This window comes from Synechococcus sp. FACHB-909 (assembly GCF_014698945.1).
Taxonomy (GTDB): domain Bacteria; phylum Cyanobacteriota; class Cyanobacteriia; order PCC-6307; family Cyanobiaceae; genus Cyanobium.
This window is the reverse complement of record NZ_JACJTY010000007.1, coordinates 19,244-36,473: the sequence shown is the minus strand read 5'-3', so window position 1 is coordinate 36,473 and position 17,230 is coordinate 19,244. Positions and strand designations below refer to the sequence as shown.

The window sequence follows — 17,230 nt, the reverse complement described above, 5'->3', positions numbered from 1 at the left end:
CACTTTGACCCCGTCACGCACCGGCCGGCGCCGATTGGCAGCGGGTGCCTTTGGAGGCCAGCCACAGCTCCACGGTGCCCTGGGGGACGGAGCGTGCGTACCTCCATGTGCTCAGGTCGATGGGAGAGATGCCGGGCTTTGTATTCCCGGTTCCGGCAAGAAGGGCGCGGACCGATGGCGAGGTTGTCTTGAGGGCGCTGATCTGGGCGATCAGCTTCTCGGCCAGGTCGTTGTCGGCCTTGTGGAAGAAACGAACGGAGTTGTATGGACCGCAGCTGCTCGATGACGGTTCCACGAAGCGCACGCCAGAGACGATGTACCAGCGCTTGGCGGAAAGCTGGACCAGGATGGGTTTCAGTTGCTCGGCGATGGACGGATTGTCCAGATGGACGGTGACGACGGCCAGACTTGGTTCGGTGTAGGCACTTTTGGCCCGAGCCGTTTCGAGCCTGACGGCATTGAGCTGGTTGACCACCCTGGCCTGGGCCAGGGAGCCCGCCACCAGCCTGGGATCGACGATCGGATCCTGGGCCAGCTGGGAGACGCTGACCGACTGTTCGCCATTGCTGTCCTTGCCTTCCACCTGCTTGCGCAGCGCGTCGATCGCCAGCGCCCCGGCCTCACCGCAATCGGCCTGGATGTCAGCAGCCGGCGTCAGATCCTGGCCACCAAGTTTCAGATGGAGGTTGAACACCTGCTGCTGGTAGTAGTCATTGCAGGCCTCGCCGGAACTCTGAACCAGACGATTCAGCACCCTCGCGGCCTGGTCAACGCCATGGTTGAACTGGGTCTGGGTGGCGGAGGCGTGGCGGGAATTGTTATTCTGGGCATTGATCGACTCTTCCCCGGATGACCCCTCGATCAGCAGGATCGAGATGCGTGCGAGCAGTAACTTGTCCCTCGGGGCCTTATCCTTCCCCGGCTCCGTGTTGAGCATGTGCTCGATGGCCAGCAGGGAGATATCTCTGCCAAGTTGCTTTGATGTGAGTTTATCGGTGAGATCACCAACCAGTCCCGCCGTCCGTGATTGCTGCGACAGTTTGTTGACTTCGTTGGAGGTGATCGTGGCGACAATCAAGCCGATGGTGCCGGCGATGGCGGCGATGCCTGAGACGATATTGTTGAATGTTCTGCCCCGTTCGGAATCTGCCATTCGCGTTGTCTGAGGCCGTCATCTGGGGCCCAGTCTCAATGGCACCTCAGAGCGCCCAGGAGGCGGTCCCACATTTCTTATTGGTGTGCAAGGTGGCTCAGCTGGGGCGCCTTTCGCTGCAGCTACGGGGCGGCCGACCTGCGGCTCACACAGGCTCCCGGCCATGGGGAAGGAGATAGTCGATCGCCGGACCCACCGGCACAACACCCGTGGGGTTGATCATGGTGTGGCTCTGGTAATAGTGCCGTTTGATGTGCGCCATGTTCACCGTCTCCGCCACCCCCGGCACCTGGTAGAGATCGCGGGTGTAGGCGAACAGGTGGGGGTAGTCCACCAGCCGTTTCAGGTTGCACTTGAAGTGCCCCACATAGACCGGATCAAAGCGCAGCAGGGTGGTGAACAGGCGCCAGTCCGCCTCGGTGATCGCCGATCCCAGCAGATAGCGCTGGCCGGCCAGGTGCCCCTCCAGCCAGTCGAGCGTGGCGAACAGGGGACCCAGCGCCTCCTCGTACGCCTCCTGGGTGGTGGCGAAGCCACAGCGGTACACCCCGTTGTTGACGGTGGCGTAGATCCGCTCATTGAGGCGGTCGATGTCCTCGCGCAGCGCCGTTGGATAGACGTCCCCCTCCCGGGCGCCCAGGTGATCGAAGGCGCTGTTGAACATCCGCAGGATCTCGGAGGATTCATTGCTCACGATCGTGCGCCGTTGCCGGTCCCAGAGCACCGGCACGGTGACGCGCCCGGAGTAGTGGGGATCGGCCACGATGTACAGCTGGTGCAGGGCTTCGGCGCCCTCGTTGGGGTCCGGTACCACCCCCTCCGCCGCCTGGAACGTCCAGCCCCGCTCGCCCATGAGCCAGTGCACGACAGAGAGCGGGATCAGGTCCTCCAGCCCCTTGAGGGCGCGCAGGATCAGGGTGCGGTGGGCCCAGGGACAGGCCAGTGACACATAGAGGTGATAGCGGCCGGCTTCGGCGGCAAAGCCGGCCTCCCCGCTCGGACCGGCCGATCCATCCGGGGTGATCCAGTTGCGGAACGCCGCCCGCGAGCGCTCGAAGCGGCCGGCGCTGCTGCCCGTGTCGTACCACTGGTCTCTCCAGACCCCGTCCACCAGCAGGCCCATCACGGTCGCCATGACGCCCGCGGACCCTAACGGGCCTCCTGCGCCACCTGTTCACCCGGCGGACCCTGGGCGCTAGGGCGGGAAATCGCCCCCATCGTGGAGGGATGAGCGGCGCCGATCCCTGGATGCCATGGCCGGTTTGAACCGACGCGACCCCCTCCGCGGGATCGCCCTGGTCCTCTGCGGGGTTCTGTTGGCTTGGGTGTTGGCGTGCCTGCCGCTGCTGTCGCCAGCGGCGAAAGCCCAGGACCAGCCGGAGGAGCTGCGGGGGGTGTGGCTCACCGCCAACGACATGCCCGTGCTGCGGGACCGCAGCCGCATGCAGGCCGCCGTGGATCAGCTGGCGGAGCTGGGCTTCAACCGGCTCTATCCGGTGGTCTGGAACGGCGGCTTCGCGTACTACCCCAGCCGGGTGAGCGAGGCGCGCCAGCTGCAGGACTTCAGCTTCCGCGGCCTGCAGGGCCAGGACATCCTGGCCGAGCTGATCAGCGCCGGCCGCAACCGCGGGCTCAAGGTGATCCCCTGGTTCGAGTTCGGCTTCATGGCGCCACCGGAGTCGCCGCTGGCGCAACGGCACCGCAGCTGGCTCACCCAGACCCGCGACGGCGGGCTCACCTCCACCAGTGCCGCCGGCCGGGTGCTGTGGCTCAATCCCTTCCGGCCGGAGGTGCAGCAGCTGATCACCGACCTGGTGCTGGAGGTGGTGAACGACTGGGGCGCCGATGGCATCCAGTTCGACGACCACATGAGCCTGCCGCGGGAGTTCGGCTACGACCCCTTCACCAGGGCGCTTTACCGCAAGGACACGGGCAAGGATCCACCGGCCAACCCCGAGGACCCGGCCTGGGTGAAGTGGCGCGCCGACCGCATCACCGCCTTCCTCGACCAGCTGGCCAGGGCAATACGCGCCGCCCGCCCCGGCGCCCTGATCTCGATCTCCCCCAACTACTACGACTTCGCCTACAAGCTGCAGCTGCAGGACTGGCGCGAATGGGTGCGGCGCGGCATCGCCGATGAACTGCTGGTGCAGATCTACCGGCCCGATCTGGAGAGCTACGGGCCCCACCTCATCCGGCCGGAGGTGCAGGAGGCCCGCCAGCGCATCCCCACCGCCATCGCCGTGATGAGCGGCCAGCGCAACCGCCCCACCCCCCTGGCGCTGATGGCGCAGAAAGTCGCCGCCAACCGGGCCCGGGGCCTGGGGGTGGCTTTCTTCTACTTCGAGAGCCTGTGGAGCCTGGGCCCCGAGCCGCCCACCGAGCGCATCGCCGGGCTGGCCCAGATGCTGGGCCCCCGTCGGCAGGAGCCTGGCGGCCCCGGGGTTCGCGGAGCTACATCGCCGCCCCTGCCCCCGCCGCCTCCCTAGCGAACGCCGGGAGCTGACGTTGACACTCCCCAACGCCCCACTACCAAGGAAAGAATCTCCCGCCTTTTCCCCATGCCCGAGCCGGCCGCCGACCTGCCCCTGGCCGTCCCGACCCACCAGCGCCTCCTGGAGGTGTCCCCCGCCAAGGACACGGAAGCCGAGGAACTGCGGCAGAACCTCTCCGCCCTGGTGGCCCTTGACCGGGTGCTGTGGCTGGGGGGTGATGAGGGACGCAGCCTGTACCGGTTGGACCGCCTCGGCGATCACCACTACGGCAACCTCAGCGCCGTGAAGCTCAGGGAGTTCGGTCTTGCCGGTGGCAAGGACGACGGCGAATCGGACATCGAGGGGCTGGCCCGTGACGCCGATCGCCTTTGGATGGTGGGCTCCCATTCCCTGCGGCGTCGGAAGCACGACGCCAAGGCAGGCCCCCTGAAGCTCCACGACAGGCAGAGCCGCAACGCCCATGTGCTCGGCTGCCTGCGGCTGGATGGGGAGGGCCGGCCCGTGGCAGGGCAGCGGCTGGCCTTCGATGCCGCCGAGGGCCGCGATGCCCTCACCGAGGCCCTGGCGAGCGACCGGCGGATCGCCCCGTTTCTGGCGATCCCCAGCAAGGACAACGGACTCGACATCGAAGGCATCGCCGCCCGTGGCGAGCGGGTGCTGGTGGGGCTGCGCGGGCCCGTCCTGCGGGGCATCGCCCTGGTGCTCGACCTGCGCCTGGGTGGCCTCGATGGCGACGGCCCCACCCTCAGCCTGGAGGCCCATCGCTGCCGCTACCTCTCCCTCAGCGGCCTGGCGGTGCGTGATCTGGCAGTGGTCCCCGGCAGCGACGACGTGCTGGTGCTGGCCGGGCCGACGATGGACCTGGCCGGCCCCTGCTACCTGCACCGCTGGCGCAACGCCCTTAGCCCGCAGGGTTCACCCCAGCAGGACGGCATCACCCTGGAGACCACGGAGCCCCTGCTGTGGATCCGGGATGGCCGCCCCGGTCGCCCCGGCCAGGGCAGCGACAAACCGGAGGGCCTGGATGTGCAGCGCCATGGCGACCAGCTGCTGGCCTGGGTGGCCTACGACGATCCGGTGGCCGCCAGGATTGGCGAGCAGGGAGTCAGCACCCGCCTGGATGGCTTTGTGCTGCCGGACTGACGTCAGCCCAGCTCCACCCCGTCGAACAGGTGGCGGCCGGGGGCCTCCGGCGAGGGATCGAACCAGTACTGCTCCACCAGCGTCAGGAAGGCCTGCCGCGGCAAGCGGCCCGGGGGCAGCCCCAGCGCGGCCAGCATCCGCTCGAGGTTGGCGGCGATGCCAGCGGTGGGATGGCCGTAGGCGGCGGCGAAGGCGGCCAGGTCGTCGAGCTCGAGCTGGCCGTCGCCATCGAGGTCGAGCACATCGAAGAAGCCGCCGGCGGAGCGGGCCATGAACTCCCGGGCGGCCTGGGGATCGGCACCGAAGGCGGCCAACACCCGGCCATGGGAGGCCAGGAACTCGTCCTCATCCACCGTGCCGTCGTGGTTCTGGTCGCGGCGAGCGTTCTCGTGCCGGTAGGTGTCGAGCAGCAGCCCCAGCAGATCCGGGAAGCGGCTGGGCCGGCCCTGCCAGCGCCGCGCCATCCGCACCGCCACCGGTTCAAAGTCGCCCTCGATGGTGTGGCGGCCGTCGCCGTCGCGGTCGTAGAAGCTGAACAGCCGCCGGTAGCGCCGCATCAGCTCGGCCGGCAGGGAGACGCTCGACATCCACCGGGCCGCAGAGGATCTCGATGGTACGGGGCCGCCGCTGCCTGCGCCTCTGGCTGCCGCTGCCTGCCCCTGCGGCCATGGTTGACGCCAACCGTTACAACCTGTTACAATCCACGAAACAAACTGAAACACTCATGACCGACTCCTCCGCCCGCTTCGGCTTCGTCGCCTTCGCCGAAACCTGGAACGGCCGTCTCGCCATGCTCGGCTTCGTGATCGGCCTCGGCACCGAGCTGCTCACCGGCCAGGGGATCCTCACCCAGATCGGTCTCGGCTGATCAAGCGACGGCCCAGCCCCTTTCCTTTCCTTTCCTTTCCTTTCCCTGCCCGACCCATGACCAACACCCCCGCCAACGACGCCTTCCTCCAGGGCGACAGTGAGCGTTCCATCCACATGGAGCAGCTCAAGCGCGTGGAGCTCTTCAACGGCCGTGCTGCCATGCTCGGTCTGGTGATCGGTGTGCTCACCGAAGCCATCACCGGCTCCGGCATCGCCCACCAGATCGGCCTCGGCGCCCTGACCGACGGCTACGCCGCCTGCCGCACTCAGTTCCTGCCCTTCTGCTTCTGATCGTTCCGCTGCCGATGCTGCTCCCTCCCCCCTTGTGTCCCTTCACGGCGGCCCGGATCGCCGGTTTGCAGGCCACGGTGCTTCTGCTGCTCACCCTGCTGATCAAGGCCCGGGTGCAGATCAAGGCGGCTTCGGCCCTGGGCCTGTTCCTGCTGGCCCTACAGACCCTGGTGTTCCTGGCCGCAGCCGGAGCCCTGGGCCTGGTGGCCATCGGCGGAGCGGCCCTGGCCCTGACCCGTCCCCGCTCGGCCGCCGCCTGAGGTCACCCCGCCATGACCGCCGTGCAGCAGCCACCGCTGGGGGAAGACGTCCTCCGGGCCCTGTTCACCAAGCCCTACGGCGCTCCGGGGCCCACGCCGGAGCAGTGGCGGGCGCTATACGACGAGAACGTCCACTTCACCGACCCCACCCAGGAACGGCAGGGCCTCGAGGCCTACATCGTGGCCCAGGAGGGGTTGCTGCAGCGCTGCGATGACGTCTTCCTCGAGCCTGGTGCCGTGGCCCTCAGCGGCGATGTGGCCTTCGTGGAATGGACGATGGGCCTGAAGATCAGGGGCATCGAATTCATCTATCCCGGCACCAGCCGTCTCCGCCTCGGCGCCGACGGCCGGATCGTCGACCATCGTGACTACTTCGACTTCGTCGGCCCCACCTTCACCCCGGTGCCGCTGGTGGGAGGTTTCGTGCGCTGGCTCTACGGACGGTTCGTGGCCTGAAGGCTCTGATGAGCGGTGACTGCGCATGACGTACCTGCCGGGCGACGCCCGGTGAGTCGCGCCAGCCGGGCCAGGGGCGTGCCGGCGCGTCGCGAGGCCTCGCGCTGCAGCTCGCGCCAGGGGCGATCCACCGCTTCCATGGCCGCCGGGTCGTCATGGTCATGGACGCCGTAGAGCAGGCCGGTGATGCGCTCCGGGTCCATGGCCTCCGCGGCGGCTTCCTGCCAGAGGCGCTCGCTCAGGCAACGGTCGCCCCGCCGGAACTGGGCGTCGGCCAGCTGTCGGGTGAGCGAGAACACCAGCTGACGCTCCTTGAAGGCGGAGAAACTGCCCTCGAACTGATGGGGGAAGCAACCGCTGGCCATGGGGGGTGCCCTGCTGCTGGAGTTCTGCTTTCAACTGTATCTGCTGCTACAGATTCTGACGCCACTGCCCTGCCGGTCCTCGCCCGCGGGCGCCCGCGTCACCAGGGTGGGAGTTCCTCCTGCGTTGAGGCCATGTCCCCCTTCCCATGGCTGGTGATCGTCCACGCCCTGGCCGCCACGGTGTGGACCGGCGGCCACCTGGTGCTGGATCTGGGTGTGCTGCCGAGGGCCCTGCGGGAGCAGAGCGCTGAACGCATCCGTGATTTCGAGGCGATCTTCGAGCCCCTCGGCCTCACGGCCCTCGCCATCCAGGTGATCACGGGCCTCTGGATGGGCTCGATCCTGCTGCCTGGCTTCGATGGATTGTTCGACCCGGCGAGCCCGATCGGTGTGCTGGTGGGCACCAAGCTGCTGCTGCTGGGCGCCACTGCCGCCCTGGCCGTGCATGCCCGGCTGCTGCTGATCCCCAACCTCACGGACACCAACCTCGGCGGCCTGGCCTGGCACATCCGCGGCATCACCGCCCTGGCGATCGCCTTCGTGGTGGTGGGTGCCCTGATCCGGCTGGGTGGCGTGCTGGGATGAGCGGGTCCATTCGTTCTTCGCAGGAGAATGGACCCCAACTCCCCATGCCCGGTGGAAGGTGGCTGCAGAACGACGTCATGTCCTTGCCGCCCATGTCCATCCCGATGATCGATCTCCCCTTTCTGGCGCAACTGCTGGTGGCCCTGTTCGTGGTCGCCACCCTGGATGGCCCGCCGCCGGTGGAACCCGCCCAGGAACCGCCTCCCAGGGAGCCGGAACCGCCTGAGCCGTTGCCGGGTGGCTGGTCGGCGGAGACCGACCTCCACGCCCAGCGCCTCCTGCGGCTCGAGAAACGCCGTGACACCTTTGCCTCCCAGCCGTGACCGGCCAGACGGATCAGGTTCCTAAAGTCTTTCAGCGATCGGCCACGCACGAGGGAGTGGGCGCCATGCTCGAAGCTGTCGACCAGAAGGCGCTTTTTGATGACTGGCACGACCGTGTCCGGCTGAAGAACCTGCCGCGCATCGGCGCGCAGGAGCATGTGCCGACCCAGGTGCTGCGGCATGAGTGCACCAACTACGACGAGCTCAGGACTGTCCAGGCCGCCTCCCGCCGTCAGGCGCGCCAGCGCCGGCTCAACTGAGCACGCCGCGGGGGGGGGTGGTCCCGGTCCATTCGGCTGAGGAAGCGGTAACTGGCGAAGCCGATCACCACCATGGCGAGCATGAAGGCCGGATAGGAGATGTGCCAGTTGCGGGGGCCTGTGATCATCGTCCACTCGGACATGCCGCCGATGCCCGCCAGCAGGGTCAGCGGCATGAAGATCGTCGTGATCAGTGTCAGGCGCCGGACGGTGGCGTTGGTGTCGTTGGCGGCCTTGGCCATCTGATTATTGAGCATCGACAGGTACATCTCCATCAGGCTGGTGACGATGTCCCGGTACGACTCGGTGACTTCATAGAAGCGAACCAGATGGTCGTAGATATCGCGATAGTGGTAGATCGCCTTCTTGGATACCAGGGGGAAATCTCCCCGGCAGATCTTGCTGAGGATCTCCCGTTCATGAAACAGGCTCTTGCGCAGCCGCAGCAGGTAGCGCCGGAACCGGATCAGCTCGACCGGCTGAAAACTCGCCGGATCCGCCATCAGGGCTTCTTCCACTCCATTCAGCTCATCCTCGAGGGCCTCGATGGCCAAGAACTTCTGATCGACGACCTGATCGAGGATCAGGTGCATGAGATGGGACGGGCCCTGGCGGGCCTCTTCGATGCCCCTCTCGACCATCTTTTCCACCCCATCGAGGTAGGAGCGGTGACTGGAATCCAGGTGGCTGATGCTGACAAGAAACCGCTGACCGAGGAACAGGTTGATTTCACCCACCTCAAGGACACGGTGGCCGTACTGAAATGTGTTGAACAGGATGAAGGTGTTATCTGGATAATCGTCGATCTTGGGAATCTGATGATCATCGAAGCAATCCTCGATCGAGAGCGCATGCAGGCCCAGCAGGCCGACGAGCTGGTCCAGATCGTCCCTGCTGGCCTCGCGGTAATGCAACCAGGCGAAACCATCCAAATCGCTGACGCTCACCGCCTCGATCGCCGACGCCACCCGCTTCACCGGGCCCGTACGGCCGATCCGATAGAAGCTGGCGTCAGACATCGGCTCCATCGTGTCACGGAAACGGCTTCGGTTTTGGCAGGCTGGCTGCTTCGCTCCCTGACCGGATGCCCCACCACGTCGATCGCCCCACCAAGACCTGCCCGGTCTGCGGCCGACCCTTCCAGTGGCGCCGGAAGTGGAAGCAGGTCTGGGAGGAGGTGCGCTATTGCTCCGAACGCTGCCGGCGCCACCGCAACCGCGCCCGCCCGGATTCCATCGAAGGCCCTCAGATCTCGAATTCCGCCACCAGCGCCGCATGATCCGAGCCCGGATCGGCGACCCGGTCCGACGGTGATTCGGAGATCGACGGCAGATGGTCGCCCGCCAGCACCGTCCGCGCCACGGGGATGTTGCCGGGATTCACCAGCCGGTGGCTGGCCAGGATGTGGTCGATCAGTTCGCCCCGTCCCTGGAAGCGGCGGCTGAAGGGGGCCTCGCCCGGGGGTTCTCCGTTCGGCCCGACATTGAGGAGCGGTGCCAGGTTCCAGAGGCGGTAGCCATCGCCCTTGTCGCCCCGCCGGAATCCCTCGGTGCCCAGTTCGGAGCCGCTCGGCCCCTGCAGGATCTGGGTGGTGGCGGCGTCGGTCGCATCGTTGAGATCGCCGCAGACCACCACCGCCTTCTGGCGACCCAGCCCTTCCTCCGGATCCGATGATCCGGCGCAGCCGGAGAGAATCTGGTTGACCCGATCCCGCAGCGTCAGCGCTTCGGTGGTGCGCCGGTACAGGCCGTAGGCGGCATAGCGATAGCGTTCGTTCTCGTCGTTCGGGGCGAACTGGCTGCCGTCCACCAGCCCCTTCTGGCGTGCGTAGGAGATCAGCTTCGACTTGAAGTGGGCGGTGATGATCCGCACCGGGTGCCCCTCGATCTCCACCACCACCTCCAGGGCGCCGCGTCCCAGTGAGGCGGTGAGGGACTCATCCGCGGGGGTGGCGGGATCATCAAACACCGGATCCCTGGCCTGGACGGGGAAGATCATCTCCGGAAAGGCCACGATCGAGCGGCTGGTGCTGAAGGGATGGCGGGACAGGACGGCCACGCGGATGCCCCGGCCGTCGGGTCTGCCCTCGATGGCATGGGGCAGGGGGTTGGTCAGCGCCCCCTGCAGTGCCTGCAGGGCCCCGTCCGGGCCGATTTCCTGCAGGGCGAGCACGTCGGGCCGCTGGCTGTCGATCACGGCGGCGAGCGTGGCGAGCTTGGCCTGGAAACGGGCATGCACCTGCTCGCTGGCGCCGGCCTCGGGGAGGAACAGGTTCTCCACGTTCCAGCACATCAGGGTGAAACTGGCCATCGGCTGTCTCGGCAGGGGGTCAGGACAGGATCAGGTTGGAGGCCGAGAACTGGACGGGTCCCATCAGCATCACTTCGAAGTCGCTGGTGCCGTTGCCGTCGAGATCTCCCTGCAGGAGGGCGTTGGTCTGCCAGCGATTCTGTTCCAGCCGCAGCTGGCCCGCCTCCCCGTAGAACGCCCTGGAGCCGATCCAGGTGAAGGACTGAAGGCCAGCTCGGCGGCTGTCGGCGTCCACCCTCGAGAGGTCGATCCTGTCGTCGGCGGCGAAGTCGGTGATGACATCACGCCGCTCCGGGCTGCTCAGGCTGCTGTCGGCGCGGACGTAGACGAAGGTGTCCCGGCCGCCTCCGACCAGACCTTTCCACTGGGCCGGCGCGCCGGGCAGACCGAAGAACGCCAGGTCGCGGAAGCTGTTGGGGGCGGACCAGTTCGGGGCCAGAGGGGCGCCAGCCAGCCAGTCAGCTCCGTAGCCACCCGAGATGATGTCGTCGCTGCCGCTGCCGACGATGCCGTCATTGCCGCTGGTGCCGATGCTGGACGGGGCCAGCGCTCCGATCGTGAGGCTGACATTGGCGATGGCGGCAACTGTGAAGGTGCCGTAGTAATCGTCCTTGGAAGCGGTATAGAAACCGACGAAGTTCGGGTTGCCGGCCGTCGGTGATGTTCCGGCCGTGTCGGGGAGTTGCCCGGCCGCCTTGTCCCGCGCCGCCTGGGAGCGGAGGATGGTCGTATAGGCATTCGATTCAAATGAATAGTTCGGATTGGGTTTGTCCGCGCTTGGGTCGGCCGTCGTGTAGCCGTAGTTCCATACATTCCAGTTGTGGGCATAAAATTTCTCGCCCGTTGGCTGGGGCACCAGTGCCCCCTGCTTGCCATTCATGGCGGTCCAGGAGGTGTTGGTGGAGAAGTCGAAACCGAAGGCCGGATAGGTCTGCTGGGGATTCAGGCTGCTGGCGCCGGCGGCGAGCGGGTACCCGAAGGGGGAGGGCCCGTAGGGCACCTCCTCGAGGAACTGGATCCAGCCTGCGGGGGCATTCGGCGGCCAGTAGGCGGGTTGCCCCAACTGAACGGCATTGGCCATGATCACCTGCTGCTGCCAGAGCCGCATCGGGCCGACGAACCGCCGGTTCGGGGCATCCCAGAGATTCGAGGCCGTCCCGACACCTGTTCCCGAGGCGGCACTGGTGACGAATCCACCCGGCGGCAGAGCGGCGAAGTCCATGGCGATCGCCGCCGCGTTCAGGAAGCCGAAATTGTGGAGGCTTCCGCTGCTGTCGGTGATGTTGGTCTGGATCGGATAGGCCCAGTCATCGATGTACGACATATCAGCGGAAAAACCGCTGCCATCGATCGTGTATTCGTAGAAGGAGAAGGGCGCTGTGATGTTCCAGCCGATCGGTTCCTGGCCAGGGTTGGCGAACAGCGTGGCGGAGCTCGAGACATAGATCCTCATCTGAGGAGCCGCCAGGATCTGAACGCTGTTCAGACCCGGGGAGAGGGTGTTGCTCTGGCCGGGCTGGAGCGGCTCAACGCTGAACCCTGGGCCGACGACGTAGTAATAGAGGCTGCCTCCTGACTGGTTGTTGATGGTCAGGGAGGCGGTGGCCATGGTCCAGCTCGATACCCGGATCCAACGTAGGTGTCACCGGATGGACGTCAGCCAGCGGGCGCTGCGTTGCAGTCCTTCGTCGCAGTCGCCCTGCATCAGCAGGCCCGCCCCACCCCACAGCAGCCGCGGGGCCAGATCCAGCGGGCCGCCAGCCAGCTCCCGCAGCGGCGTGAAGCCGAGCCGCCGGAAGTAGCGCACCAGCCGCCGGTGCTGCTGCTCCCCATCGCGGATCGCCAGCAGGCGCGCCGAGCGGCAGGGCGTCTCCTCGAGGGCCCAGGCGAAGGTGGCCGCCCAGATCAGCGGCCCCACGGCTTCGCTGCGCTCCCCCTGCACCCGCATCGTGTCGAGGCGCAGGCCATCGGCCAGCGGCAGGCACCAGCCCTTGAGCTCCCCCAGCAGCAGGGGCGGCTGCTCCGCCCGGGCCCGGGCCACCCCCACCCGCAGCCCCCGCACCCCCGCCAGCCCCTGCACCTGGAGCCGCAGCAGCAGGCCGCGCTCCCGGGCCTGCCGCTCCAGAACCTCCAGGTTCAGCATGGTGCGCCGCCCGGCGGCGGTGGCGCAAAGAGCTCGGCGGCCAGCACCGCCTCCAGCGGCAGCGGTCCGTGGATGTGGGGGAAGCATTCGCCGCTCTCCGGGGCCGGCTCCCAGAGCAGCGGCGCGCTCAGGCGCCGGGGGTCGATGGTCAGCAGCAGCACTTCCCCCGCATCGGCATAGAAGCGCCCGTAGGTGGCCTCCACCTGGTCGGCGCCGCTGGCATGGATGAAGCCCACCTCCTGCAGCGACTGGCCGCGGGTCGAGCGCTCGTACACACCGCGGGCTTTGGCGTCCCGCCATTCGTTGGCCAGGGCAAGGTGATAGATCCAGTGCTCGGAGCGCCAGGGCCGGCGGGGCGCCCAGGGCCCGGCCATCACCGCCGCCAGTTCGGGCCCCTGCAGGAAGCGCTGCAGCCAGTCCTGCAGCGGCACCAGATCCTCCTGCCGGTCGAACCCCTCCGGATCGGCGAGCCGGAACTGGCGCACGAAGGGCAGCAGGGCCACATCGGCCAGGGATGGCCGCCCCCCCACCAGCCAGCCGCCGGCCTCCAGGGCGGCGCTCCAGCCGCGCAGGATCGCCAGCGCCTCGGGGCGGTGCTGCTCCCGGTCGCCGCCGGGGTGGCGCTCGGGGTACTTGAAGCGATCGAGATGGTGCTTGAACGAATCGTCGTTCTCAGCGATCAGGGCGGCGATCCGGGCCCGCTCCCGCGCAGCGGCTTCGGTGCTCCCCTGGCGCCGCAGGTCGCCGGGGTCGTGGCGCTCCAGGGCCCACGCCATCACCGACAGGCTGTCCGGCAGCACCCGGGCGGCCCCCTGGGGATCGTTGCCGGCGTCGGGCGGCAGCACCAGGGCCGGCACGGTGGCGGCGGCGGAGGCCTCCAGCAGTTCGGGGGGCTTGCGGCCCAGGTGCACCTCCCGCAGTTCGAGATCCACCCCCGGCGTCAGCCCCGCCGCCGCCAGGGCCAGCCGTGCCCGGATCGCATAGGGGCAGCGCCGGAAGCTGTACAGGATGGGCAGGCGCGGCGCCATCCGCTCAGCCGCCCACGCCGGGCATCACCCGGCCGATGTGGGTCTCGCCGGAAGCCTTCGCCCGTCCCATCTGGCGCTGGCGTTCGGCGAACCGCTCCCGGTCGGCGTCGGAGAAGCGACCGATGCAGTGGCGGCAGCTCACCCCGGCCACGTAGCTCTCCAGGGCCAGGTCGGCGGGGGCCAGGGGCAGGCCGCAGGCATGGCACACGTGATACGTCCCCGGCTGGAGCCGGTGGTCGAGGGCCACCCGCTGGTCGAACACGTAGCACTCGCCGTGCCAGCGGCTCTCGGCCTCCGGCACCTGTTCGAGGTAGTTGAGGATCCCCCCCTGCAGCTGCAGCACGTTGTCGAAGCCCTGGTTCAGCAGGTGGGCGGTGGCCTTCTCGCAGCGGATGCCACCGGTGCAGAACAGGGCCAGCCGCTGCGGCCGCTGCTGGGCCACGAGGGGCCGCAGGTGCTGCTCCACCCAGGCGGGAAAATCCCGGAAGTGCTCGGTGCCGGGGTCGATGGCGCCAGCGAAGCTGCCCAGGGCCACCTCGTAGTGGTTGCGGGTGTCGATGGTCAGGGTGCCGGGATCGTCCAGCAGGGCATTCCAGTGCTCGGGGGGCACCGGAACCCCTGTTCCCCGGGACGGCTGGGCCGAGGGCTCGGCCATGGTCACGATCTCGGCCTTCAGGCGCACCTTGAAGCGGTGAAACACCCGCCCTTCGGCCTCACTGCGCTTCACCTCCAGGTGCGCCAGGCGTGGGTCGGCCTGCAGCAGCTCCAGCAGGGCGGCCACGCCGGAGGCGGATCCGGCGACCGTGCCGTTGATGCCCTCGGTGGCCAGCAGGATGGTGCCCAGCAGGCCGGCCTCGCTGCCCAGCGCCAGCAGCCTGGTTTGCCAGTCGGGCAATTCCTCTCTGGCCAGGGGGACGAACCTGTAGAAGGCGGCGACCTGCACCCTCAGCGGCCTGCGGCGGCCGCCAGCTGCACCCGCACCCCGGCGGCCCGCAGCAGCTCCTGGTCGCTGGCCACCGCCGGGTTGGAGGTGGTGAGCAGGGTGTCGCCGTAGAAGATCGAATCGGCCCCCGCCAGCAGGCAGAGGATCTGGGCCTCCCGCCCCAGCTGCTCGCGCCCGGCGCTGAGGCGCACCCGGCTGTGGGGCATGAGGATGCGGGCTGCGGCCACCATCCGCACCAGCTCCAGGGGGTCGACCGCTGGTAGACCTTCCAGGGGGGTGCCCTCCACCGCCACCAAGGCGTTGATCGGCACGCTCTCGGGGTGGGGATCCATGGTGGCCAGCACCTGCAGCAGCCCGGCCCGGTCGTCCGGCGTCTCGCCCATGCCGATGATGCCGCCGCAGCAGAGGTCGATGCCGGCGCCCCGCACCCGCTGCAGGGTGTCGAGCCGCTCCTGGTAGGTGCGGGTGGTGATGATCCGGTCGTAGTGCTCGGGGCTGGTGTCGAGGTTGTGGTTGTAGGCGGTGAGTCCCGCTTCCGCCAGTCGGGCCGCCTGGCCGTCTGTGAGCATGCCGGCGGTGACACAGGCCTCAAGGCCGAGCTCCCGCACCCCCCGCACCATGGCGAGCATGGCGTCGAAGGGGGCACCATCACGGATCTCCCGCCAGGCCCAGCCCATGCAGAAGCGGTGGGCGCCGGCCGCCTTGGCCTGCCGGGCGCGCTCCAGCACCGGCTCCACCGCCAGCTCCGGCCGGCCGCCCACGTCGCTGGGGTTGTGCATCGACTGGGGGCAGTAGGCGCAGTCCTCCTCGCAGCCCCCGGTCTTGACGCTCAGCAGCGACGCCAGCTGGACGTGGTAGCCGGGATTGGCGCTGCGGTGCGCCGCCTGGGCCTGCCACAGCAGATCCATCAGGGGCAGGTCGAGCAGGTCCTGTATCTCCTGGCGGGACCAGTCGTGGCGCACGCTCATGGGGTGGTCTCCACACCGTTCTGGACGCCACTCTGCACGCCACCGAAGCGGCGCTGGCGCCCCTGATAATCCAGCAGCGCCGCCAGCAGGGCCTCGGTGTCGAAGTCGGGCCAGAGCACGTCGGTGATGTGCAGCTCGGCGTAGGCCAGCTGCCAGAGCAGGAAGTTGCTGATGCGCTGCTCGCCGCTGGTGCGGATCAGCAGATCGGGGTCGGCATCGCCGGCGGTGAACAGCTCGGCGGCGAAGATCTCCTCGTCGATGCGGGCCGGATCGAGCTCGCCGCGGGCCGCCTGCTCGGCCAGACGGCGGGCCGCCCGGACCAGCTCACTGCGGCCGCCGTAGTTGGTGCAGACGTTGAAATGGATGCCGGTGTTGCCGGCCGTGCGCTCGGTGGCGTCGTTGATCAGGACCCTGAGACCCTCCGGCAGGGGGTCGAGGTCGCCGAGGAAGCGGATCCGCACCTGCTGGCGCTCGAGCGCCTCGAGCTCCTTGGCCAACACCCGTTCGAACAGGGCCATCAGAAAGGCCACCTCCTCCCCGGGCCGGGTCCAGTTCTCGGTGGAGAACGCATAGGCGGTGAGGGCGCCGATGCCCCAGTCGCTGCAGTGGCGCAGGGTGCGCTTGAGCACTTCCACCCCGGCCCGGTGTCCCATGGCCCTGGGCAGACCGCGCTGACGGGCCCAGCGGCCGTTGCCGTCCATGATCACCGCCACGTGACGGGGCAGCCGAGCCGGATCGAGCTGGGCGGGCAGCTGATCGGGATCGGACGATGGAGTGGTCGCCAGGGCGCGACTCATCCGCGATGTTCCGGCGGGTCCGCAGCCACGCTACGCCCCGTGGGAGCGGTGGCCAGGGCGTCGGTGAGCAGGTCGTGAAGCCGGCTGCTGGTGATCGGCCGCTCCAGCCGCCCCTGGGAGGCGAGGGAGAGGGTGCCTGTCTCCTCCGAGACGACGATGCAGAAGCAGCCGTCGTGGCGCTCGGTCAGCCCCATGGCGGCCAGGTGGCGGGTGCCGTAGCGGTTCAGGCCCTGGCGCGAGAGGGGCAGGATCACGCCGGCGGCCACGATGCGGTTCTTCTGGACCAGCACGGCTCCGTCGTGCAGGGGCGTGTCCACCGCGAAGAGGTTGAGCAGCAGGTCGACGGAAAGCTGGGCGTCGATGCGGATGCCGGGGTTGAGGAAGTCCTCCGGGCGCAGATCACTGCCCAGGTCGAGGACGATCAGGGCGCCGCAGCGGGCCTGGGAGAGGCGGCCGGCGGCCTCGGTCAGCAGGCTCACCGACCCCGAGGCCAGCTGGTCCCGGCTGCGGTCGGCGAACAGCACCCCGAGGCGTCCGGTGCCCAGCAGTTCCATCAGGCGCCGCAGTTCCCCCTGCCACAGGATCGCCAAGGCCAGGCTGCAGGCCAGCACCAGCGCATCCACCAGGCTGCTGGTCAGCGGCAGGTTGGCGTAGCGCTGCACGAACCAGGCCAGCGCCACCAGAAACAGGTAGCCGCGCAGCAGCCACAGGGTGCGCGCCTCCGTGACCCTGCCGAGCAGCAGGAGCCCGAGCAGGGAGGCGAACAGAAGATCCAGCAGCAGGCGGAAGTCGATGAGCCGCAGCCAGATCACAAGACAAGGGAGGGGCAGGCCGGTTCAA

General features: G+C 68.4%; 23 protein-coding genes. 10 read left to right on the top strand and 13 right to left on the bottom strand.

Features of this window, described 5'->3' with window-relative positions:
* Nucleotides 1-13 precede the first annotated feature (13 nt).
* The gene (locus tag H6G99_RS11980) at nucleotides 14-1,153 is read right to left on the bottom strand and encodes a hypothetical protein (protein ID WP_190611690.1); all 1,140 of its coding nucleotides are present in this window, start codon (nucleotides 1,151-1,153) and stop codon (nucleotides 14-16) included.
* A 145-nt stretch (nucleotides 1,154-1,298) separates the two neighbouring features.
* The gene (locus tag H6G99_RS11975) at nucleotides 1,299-2,276 is read right to left on the bottom strand and encodes a glutathione S-transferase family protein (RefSeq protein WP_190611689.1); all 978 of its coding nucleotides are present in this window, start codon (nucleotides 2,274-2,276) and stop codon (nucleotides 1,299-1,301) included.
* A gap of 202 nt (nucleotides 2,277-2,478) precedes the next feature.
* Here H6G99_RS11975 and H6G99_RS11970 point away from each other — a divergent pair, with 202 nt between their 5' ends.
* Together H6G99_RS11970 and H6G99_RS11965 are read left to right on the top strand one after the other, a co-directional pair.
* Complete coding sequence (locus tag H6G99_RS11970) at nucleotides 2,479-3,642, top strand: glycoside hydrolase family 10-like protein (RefSeq protein ID WP_353617247.1); 1,164 nt, start codon at nucleotides 2,479-2,481, stop codon at nucleotides 3,640-3,642.
* A gap of 72 nt (nucleotides 3,643-3,714) precedes the next feature.
* Entirely contained in the window at nucleotides 3,715-4,791 is a 1,077-nt protein-coding gene (locus H6G99_RS11965; protein ID WP_190611686.1) for a DUF3616 domain-containing protein, read from the top strand.
* 2 nt (nucleotides 4,792-4,793) lie between these two features.
* On the opposite strand, the gene H6G99_RS11960 is transcribed toward H6G99_RS11965, so the two are convergent.
* Entirely contained in the window at nucleotides 4,794-5,378 is a 585-nt protein-coding gene (locus tag H6G99_RS11960) for an EF-hand domain-containing protein (protein ID WP_190611684.1), read from the bottom strand.
* Between the two features lie 137 nt (nucleotides 5,379-5,515).
* Between H6G99_RS11960 and H6G99_RS11955 the strand changes: the two genes are divergently transcribed.
* The 4 genes from H6G99_RS11955 to H6G99_RS11940 are packed head-to-tail and all read left to right on the top strand — an operon-like array spanning nucleotide 5,516 to nucleotide 6,668.
* Nucleotides 5,516-5,659 carry a CAB/ELIP/HLIP family chlorophyll-binding protein gene (locus tag H6G99_RS11955; protein ID WP_094585175.1) on the top strand — a complete coding sequence of 48 codons (144 nt, stop codon included), beginning with the start codon at nucleotides 5,516-5,518 and terminating at the stop codon, nucleotides 5,657-5,659.
* 56 nt (nucleotides 5,660-5,715) lie between these two features.
* Nucleotides 5,716-5,952, top strand: a complete 237-nt coding sequence (locus tag H6G99_RS11950) for a chlorophyll a/b-binding protein (RefSeq protein WP_094585176.1) — start codon at nucleotides 5,716-5,718, stop codon at nucleotides 5,950-5,952.
* Nucleotides 5,953-5,966: 14 nt separating this feature from the next.
* Nucleotides 5,967-6,212, top strand: a complete 246-nt coding sequence (locus H6G99_RS11945; protein ID WP_190611683.1) for a hypothetical protein — start codon at nucleotides 5,967-5,969, stop codon at nucleotides 6,210-6,212.
* Between the two features lie 12 nt (nucleotides 6,213-6,224).
* Nucleotides 6,225-6,668, top strand: coding sequence for a nuclear transport factor 2 family protein (locus tag H6G99_RS11940; protein ID WP_190611681.1), 444 nt, complete (start codon nucleotides 6,225-6,227; stop codon nucleotides 6,666-6,668).
* Here the strand turns inward: H6G99_RS11940 and H6G99_RS11935 are convergent.
* Nucleotides 6,647-7,033: a hypothetical protein gene (locus H6G99_RS11935; protein ID WP_190611680.1), complete on the bottom strand. Its 387-nt coding sequence runs from the start codon at nucleotides 7,031-7,033 to the stop codon at nucleotides 6,647-6,649. The genes H6G99_RS11940 and H6G99_RS11935 overlap by 22 nt on opposite strands.
* A gap of 132 nt (nucleotides 7,034-7,165) precedes the next feature.
* On the opposite strand from H6G99_RS11935, the gene H6G99_RS11930 reads away from it, so the two are divergent.
* From H6G99_RS11930 to H6G99_RS11920, 3 genes are all read left to right on the top strand, one after another.
* Nucleotides 7,166-7,618, top strand: a complete 453-nt coding sequence (locus tag H6G99_RS11930) for a CopD family protein (RefSeq protein WP_190611678.1) — start codon at nucleotides 7,166-7,168, stop codon at nucleotides 7,616-7,618.
* 92 nt (nucleotides 7,619-7,710) lie between these two features.
* Complete coding sequence (locus H6G99_RS11925; protein WP_190611677.1) at nucleotides 7,711-7,941, top strand: hypothetical protein; 231 nt, start codon at nucleotides 7,711-7,713, stop codon at nucleotides 7,939-7,941.
* The gene (locus tag H6G99_RS11920; RefSeq protein ID WP_190611676.1) at nucleotides 7,938-8,201 is read left to right on the top strand and encodes a hypothetical protein; all 264 of its coding nucleotides are present in this window, start codon (nucleotides 7,938-7,940) and stop codon (nucleotides 8,199-8,201) included. Before H6G99_RS11925 ends, H6G99_RS11920 begins: the two co-directional genes overlap by 4 nt.
* Here the strand turns inward: H6G99_RS11920 and H6G99_RS11915 are convergent.
* Nucleotides 8,174-9,169: a magnesium transporter CorA family protein gene (locus H6G99_RS11915; RefSeq protein ID WP_353617242.1), complete on the bottom strand. Its 996-nt coding sequence runs from the start codon at nucleotides 9,167-9,169 to the stop codon at nucleotides 8,174-8,176. The genes H6G99_RS11920 and H6G99_RS11915 overlap by 28 nt on opposite strands.
* A 116-nt stretch (nucleotides 9,170-9,285) precedes the next feature.
* On the opposite strand from H6G99_RS11915, the gene H6G99_RS11910 reads away from it, so the two are divergent.
* Nucleotides 9,286-9,480, top strand: coding sequence for a DUF2256 domain-containing protein (locus H6G99_RS11910; RefSeq protein ID WP_190611673.1), 195 nt, complete (start codon nucleotides 9,286-9,288; stop codon nucleotides 9,478-9,480).
* On the opposite strand, the gene H6G99_RS11905 is transcribed toward H6G99_RS11910, so the two are convergent.
* From H6G99_RS11905 to cdaA, 8 genes are read right to left on the bottom strand one after another with little or no spacing between them, the layout of a single operon-like run.
* Nucleotides 9,447-10,511, bottom strand: a complete 1,065-nt coding sequence (locus H6G99_RS11905) for an endonuclease/exonuclease/phosphatase family protein (RefSeq protein ID WP_199297161.1) — start codon at nucleotides 10,509-10,511, stop codon at nucleotides 9,447-9,449. The genes H6G99_RS11910 and H6G99_RS11905 overlap by 34 nt on opposite strands.
* Before the next feature lie 19 nt (nucleotides 10,512-10,530).
* Nucleotides 10,531-12,120 (bottom strand): M10 family metallopeptidase C-terminal domain-containing protein, encoded by a 1,590-nt coding sequence (locus H6G99_RS11900; protein ID WP_190611671.1) that lies wholly within the window; start codon nucleotides 12,118-12,120, stop codon nucleotides 10,531-10,533.
* A 33-nt stretch (nucleotides 12,121-12,153) separates the two neighbouring features.
* Nucleotides 12,154-12,654 carry a hypothetical protein gene (locus H6G99_RS11895; protein ID WP_190611670.1) on the bottom strand — a complete coding sequence of 167 codons (501 nt, stop codon included), beginning with the start codon at nucleotides 12,652-12,654 and terminating at the stop codon, nucleotides 12,154-12,156.
* On the bottom strand, nucleotides 12,648-13,682 hold the full coding sequence (locus tag H6G99_RS11890) for a DUF952 domain-containing protein (RefSeq protein ID WP_190611668.1): 1,035 nt from the start codon (nucleotides 13,680-13,682) through the stop codon (nucleotides 12,648-12,650). Before H6G99_RS11890 ends, H6G99_RS11895 begins: the two co-directional genes overlap by 7 nt.
* Nucleotides 13,683-13,686: 4 nt before the next feature.
* Nucleotides 13,687-14,631: an oxygen-dependent tRNA uridine(34) hydroxylase TrhO gene (gene trhO / locus H6G99_RS11885; protein ID WP_190611884.1), complete on the bottom strand. Its 945-nt coding sequence runs from the start codon at nucleotides 14,629-14,631 to the stop codon at nucleotides 13,687-13,689.
* The gene (gene bioB, locus H6G99_RS11880) at nucleotides 14,628-15,593 is read right to left on the bottom strand and encodes a biotin synthase BioB (RefSeq protein WP_190611667.1); all 966 of its coding nucleotides are present in this window, start codon (nucleotides 15,591-15,593) and stop codon (nucleotides 14,628-14,630) included. The genes trhO and bioB overlap by 4 nt, the downstream gene beginning before the upstream one ends.
* Nucleotides 15,590-16,390, bottom strand: coding sequence for an undecaprenyl pyrophosphate synthase (gene uppS / locus H6G99_RS11875; RefSeq protein WP_094585191.1), 801 nt, complete (start codon nucleotides 16,388-16,390; stop codon nucleotides 15,590-15,592). Before uppS ends, bioB begins: the two co-directional genes overlap by 4 nt.
* On the bottom strand, nucleotides 16,387-17,202 hold the full coding sequence (cdaA, locus tag H6G99_RS11870) for a diadenylate cyclase CdaA (RefSeq protein WP_094585192.1): 816 nt from the start codon (nucleotides 17,200-17,202) through the stop codon (nucleotides 16,387-16,389). Before cdaA ends, uppS begins: the two co-directional genes overlap by 4 nt.
* Between the last annotated feature and the right edge of the window lie 28 nt (nucleotides 17,203-17,230).